Origin of the sequence: Deinococcus pimensis DSM 21231, assembly GCF_000519345.1 — a bacterium.
In the GTDB taxonomy this organism is placed as follows: domain Bacteria; phylum Deinococcota; class Deinococci; order Deinococcales; family Deinococcaceae; genus Deinococcus_A; species Deinococcus_A pimensis.
The window spans coordinates 109,677-114,027 of sequence record NZ_KI912668.1 but is presented as its reverse complement, the minus strand read 5'-3'; the positions used below and the strand labels follow the sequence as shown (position 1 = coordinate 114,027).

Annotated in this window: 7 protein-coding genes; 5 read left to right on the top strand and 2 right to left on the bottom strand. The window is 70.4% G+C overall.

Features of this window, described 5'->3' with window-relative positions; genetic code table 11:
* Window positions 1-437 (bottom strand): molybdopterin-dependent oxidoreductase (locus DEIPI_RS32530; protein WP_045234673.1); only part of this gene is annotated, 437 nt, incomplete at its 3' end.
* Between the two features lie 77 nt (window positions 438-514).
* The gene (locus DEIPI_RS0118490) at window positions 515-1,312 is read right to left on the bottom strand and encodes an enoyl-CoA hydratase/isomerase family protein (RefSeq protein WP_027482744.1); all 798 of its coding nucleotides are present in this window, start codon (window positions 1,310-1,312) and stop codon (window positions 515-517) included.
* A 158-nt stretch (window positions 1,313-1,470) separates the two neighbouring features.
* Here DEIPI_RS0118490 and DEIPI_RS0118485 point away from each other — a divergent pair, with 158 nt between their 5' ends.
* The 5 genes from DEIPI_RS0118485 to DEIPI_RS32525 all read left to right on the top strand — a co-directional run.
* Entirely contained in the window at window positions 1,471-1,668 is a 198-nt protein-coding gene (locus tag DEIPI_RS0118485) for an FmdB family zinc ribbon protein (protein WP_027482743.1), read from the top strand.
* A 4-nt stretch (window positions 1,669-1,672) separates the two neighbouring features.
* A complete protein-coding gene (locus DEIPI_RS0118480) occupies window positions 1,673-2,758 on the top strand; it encodes a S1C family serine protease (protein ID WP_027482742.1) in 1,086 nt (361 codons plus the stop codon).
* A gap of 135 nt (window positions 2,759-2,893) precedes the next feature.
* On the top strand, window positions 2,894-3,529 hold the full coding sequence (locus tag DEIPI_RS0118475; RefSeq protein WP_027482741.1) for a deoxynucleoside kinase: 636 nt from the start codon (window positions 2,894-2,896) through the stop codon (window positions 3,527-3,529).
* Window positions 3,520-4,143, top strand: a complete 624-nt coding sequence (locus DEIPI_RS0118470) for a deoxynucleoside kinase (RefSeq protein WP_027482740.1) — start codon at window positions 3,520-3,522, stop codon at window positions 4,141-4,143. The genes DEIPI_RS0118475 and DEIPI_RS0118470 overlap by 10 nt, the downstream gene beginning before the upstream one ends.
* 9 nt (window positions 4,144-4,152) lie before the next feature.
* Window positions 4,153-4,351: Mur ligase domain-containing protein (locus tag DEIPI_RS32525; protein WP_045234672.1), on the top strand; the 199-nt coding region annotated here is incomplete at its 3' end.

Below are 4,351 nucleotides of genomic sequence, written 5' to 3'. Positions count from 1 at the left end.
GGGCGCACGCCCGCCGCCTCCAGCACCTCGCGCAGGGGCACGCCGCCCCAGCGTCCGTTCATGACGCCGCCGCGCGTCCAGCCGTGCCCGTCGATGAGGTGCGCGTCGCGGTAGAAGGCGCGTCCGTTCCCGGCGCACTGCATGACGGCCTCCACCTCCACGCGCGGGCGGGCCGCGAGGTCGGCGACGCTCAGCGAGAGGGGCCGCTCCACCAGCCCGCCGAGTTCCAGCGTGCCCGTGAGGGGCGCGGGCTCCAGGGTGTCCGCGCCGGGCGGGTAGGGGTTGTTGTTGCGCACGAACACGTACGCCTGCGGGGTGAGGTCGTGTTGGGCGAGGACGGTCTCGGGGGTCTCCAGCACCTCCCCACGGTCGAGGGTGTAGTTGAGCTCGTCACGGGCGTCGCCGTGGAGCGGTCGGGCTTGCGTCACTTCGGGCATGGGGCCTCCGGCGTCTGGAATGAAAAGGGAGTTCGGTTGCATTCAGCGTACCGCGCCGGACGTCCCCTCCGCCTTTCTCAGCCGCTCACGTCGGACGACCACGCGGGCTCGCGCTTCTCCAGGAAGGCCGAGACGCCCTCGCGCAGGTCGTCCGTGGTGCGGGTCCACGCGTTCACGCCGACGGCGTAGCGCAGCGCCTCCGAGAGGCCCATGCCCGGCACGAGGGCGAGCATCTCCTTGGTCGTGGCGAGGGCCGTCGCGGAGTTCCGCGCCACCTCGTCCGCCAGCGTCAGGGCGCGCTCCAGCGCCCCTCCGTCCGGTACGACCTCGTTCACGAGCCCCATCCGCCACGCCTCCGCGGCGCTCACGAGCCTGCCCGTGAGCAGCAGCTCGCGCGCGTGCTTCTCCCCCACCACGCGCAGCAGGAACACCATCACGATCGCCGCGACGAACCCCAGCCTCACCTCGGTGTAGCCGAGCCGCGCGCCCTCGCCCGCCACGACGAGGTCGCACGCGCTCGCGAGGCCCGCGCCGCCCGCCACGGCCGCTCCCTCCACCGCCGCCACGACCGGCTTCTCGAAGGTGTAGATCAGCTCCAGCAGGGCCGCGAGCCGCGCCGAGTCGGCCTTGTTCGCCTCGCTCGACGCCGCGCCGAGCTCCCGGAGCGCCCTCAGGTCGGCGCCCGCGCTGAAGGCCTTCCCGGCGCCGCTCAGCACGACCGCGCGGGTGTCCGCGTCGTCCCGCAGGGCGAGCAGGGCCGCGTGGAGGTCCGAGACGAGCTCGGCGGACAGGGCGTTGCGGACCTCCGGGCGTTCGAGCCGGAGGTGCGTGACGTGACCGTGACGGTGGACGCTGACGTTGGAAGGGGACGACATGGCCCGACTGTACCCCGCGCGCTCACGTTCGGGCCCGCGTGGACGGGAGCTTCCTCACCGACCCCCATGAGCACGTCATCTCATGGTCATAAAGGGGCGTTCGGGCCGTTACAATTATCCCGACTTCGTTTGCTAGCATGACCCTTCGGAGGAAGTCTGTGCCGACGTACCTTTACAAAAGCCTCGACAGCGGAGAAACGTTCGAGATCAAGCAGAGCATGACCGAGCAGCCCCTGACGGTCCACCCCGAGACGGGCGAGCCGATCAAGCGCATCCTCGCCACGCCCGGCATCGCCTTCAAGGGCCCCGGGTTCTACGTCACCGACTCGCGCCCCAAGGACAAGGGCGGCGAGTAACGACGTGCTGCGCCGGTCACTGATCGCCCTCGGCCTCGTCGCGGCACTGGCCGGCGCCTACTTCTCGGGCCGCGTCAGCGCGGCGCGCGCCCTCGTCACGCCCGACGAGATCAACACCGTGGAGGTGTCGTCGAGCGCCCTCAAGGCGGTCGTCCGCGTGGACGTCCGCATCCCCAAGTCGCAGCTGCGCGAGGGCGAGTCCCCCATCGAGACGGGCTCGGGCTTCTTCTACAAGCCGAACCTGATCATCACGAACTACCACGTGGTGCAGTTCCAGGAGAGCATCACCGTCACGCTCTACGACGGCAAGACCGTCACGGCGAAGCTCGAAGGCGTCGACCCCGGCATCGACATCGCGATCCTGCGGGTCACGAACGTCACCGCCCCGAAGACGCTGTCGTTCGGGTCGAGCGGACGGCTCATCCCGGGGCAGAAGTTCATCGTGCTGGGCAGCCCCCTCACGTACCAGAACTTCATCTCCACGGGCGTGTTCAGCACGTCCGCGCGCACCGAGCCGCCCGCCGAGAACGTCGGGCTGGAAATCCCGAGCATGCTGATGACCACCGCCAGCATCCAGCAGGGCAACTCGGGCGGCCCGATCCTCGACTCGCGCGGCAACGTCGTCGGCGTCGCGGACGCGAACCTCGCCGCGAACACCTTCGTGCCGGGCGTCATCGGCCTCGCCATCCCCTCGGACCTCGTGCAGCAGTCCGTGCAGGACCTGGAGCGCGTCGGGGTGCCGCAGCGCGGCACGCTCGGCGTGAGCTTCATTGACCTCGCGGAGCTCGACCCGGCCTTCCGGCGGGGCGTGGGCCTCACCAGCAGCGAGGGCGCCCTCGTCGACGAGGTCCCGGCGGGCAGCACCGCCGCCCGCGCGGGCCTGCGCGGCTCGGTGCGCAACGCGCAGGGTCAGCTCGTCACGCTCGGCGACGTCATCGTCTCTGTGGACGGCCAGCGGGTCCGCACCCAGTTCGACGTGATCCGTCTCGTGGCGGGCAAGCGCCCCAACCAGACCGTGACCCTCAAGGTGTGGCGCAACAAGAAGGAAGTGAGCGTCAGGGCGCTCCTCCTGCGGCGCACGCTGCAGTAGGGCGTGAACGCGAGGGCGGCTCCCCGGTGCGGGGAGCCGCCCTCGTCGTCCCAACCTCCCATGAAGGTCCGCGTCGCTGGGCTCCCCGCCGCCCCTCACCCGTTTTTCGTGAAGGTTTCGTTATGATGGCGGGCAATGTACGTCGTCGTCGAAGGTCCGATCGGGGTGGGCAAGACCAGCCTCACCCACGCGCTCGCGCGCGAGTTCAGCGCGCGCGTCAACCTGGAGGTCGTGGAGGAGAACCCGTTCCTCGCGGCGTTCTACGAGCAGCCGGAGGCCTACGCCTTCCAGGTGCAGGTCTTCTTCCTGCTGTCGCGCTTCAAGCAGCTGCAGGCCCTCACGCAGGCCGAGCTGTTCAGCGGCAGCGTCGTCTCGGACTACCTGTTCGACAAGGACTTCATCTTCGCCGCGATGAACCTGCGCGACCACGAGTTCGCGCTCTACGAGGACCTCTACCGGCACCTGTCGCCGCGCCTCGCGCACCCGGACCTCGTGGTGTACCTGCGTGCCGAGCCGGACCTGCTGCTCTCGCGCATCGCCCGGCGGGGCCGCGCGTTCGAGCAGACGATGGACCCCGAGTACCTGCGTGAGCTCACCCGCCGCTACGACGAGTACTTCCGCACGTACCCGGGCCCCGTGCTGAGGATCGACGCGCACGCCTACGACTTCGTCGGGAACGCCGACGACGCCGCCGAGGTGCTCGGCCGCGTCCGCGCGGCGCTCGGGCAGCCCGCGGACGCGCAGACGGAGGGGGAGGCCGCGTGTATCTAGCGATCTCCGGCAACATCGGGAGCGGCAAGAGCACCCTCACGGCCCTCCTCAGCGAGCGTTACGGCCTCGCGCCCGTGTACGAGGCGGTGGACACCAACCCGGACCTGCAGGACTTCTACGCGGACATGCGCCGCTACAGCTTCCACAGTCAGGTGTTCTTCCTCTCCAAGCGGCTGGAGCAGCACCTGACGCTCGTGAACGGCGCGGCGGGCGCCATCCAGGACCGCACCGTCTTCGAGGACGCGAACATCTTCGCCCGCAACCTCTTCGAGACGGGCCAGATGGACGCGCGCGACTGGGAGACGTACCTGGGGCTCTATCAGGGCATCCTGCCCGCGCTGCGCACCCCGGACCTGCTCCTTCACATCGACGCGGGCCTGCCGACGCTGCGCTCGCGCATCGCGAAGCGCGGGCGGGACTACGAGCAGACCATCCCGGACGCGTACCTCACGGGCCTCAACCGGCTGTACGACGAGTGGGTGGCGGCGTACGGGCACTCGCCCGTCATCCGCGTGCCCGGCGACGAGATCGACTTCGTCGCGGACCCGGGCGGCTTCACGTGGATCTGCGAGCGGATCGAGGCGCTGGGCTTCGGCGTGCCGCTGCTGCGCTAGCATCCCCCTATGAAGCTGCGCGACCTCGCCCTGGACCTCAAGCTGCCCCTTCCGGACGCGAATCCCGACGTGACGGGCGTCACGCACAACGCCGAGTGGGTCCGCCCCGGCGACGTGTTCGTGGCGATCCGCGGCGCGCGCTTCGACGGGCACGAGTTCACCTCGCGGGCGGCGGAGCTCGGCGCGGTCGCCGTGGCGGGCGAGGGCC

What these genes read in the sequence shown, in the direction of transcription:
- DEIPI_RS0118475 (WP_027482741.1), top strand. Translation starts at nt 2,894, where the DNA reads ATGTACGTCGTCGTCGAAGGTCCGATCGGGGTGGGCAAGACCAGCCTC.
- DEIPI_RS0118490 (WP_027482744.1), bottom strand. Translation starts at nt 1,312, where the DNA reads ATGTCGTCCCCTTCCAACGTCAGCGTCCACCGTCACGGTCACGTCACG.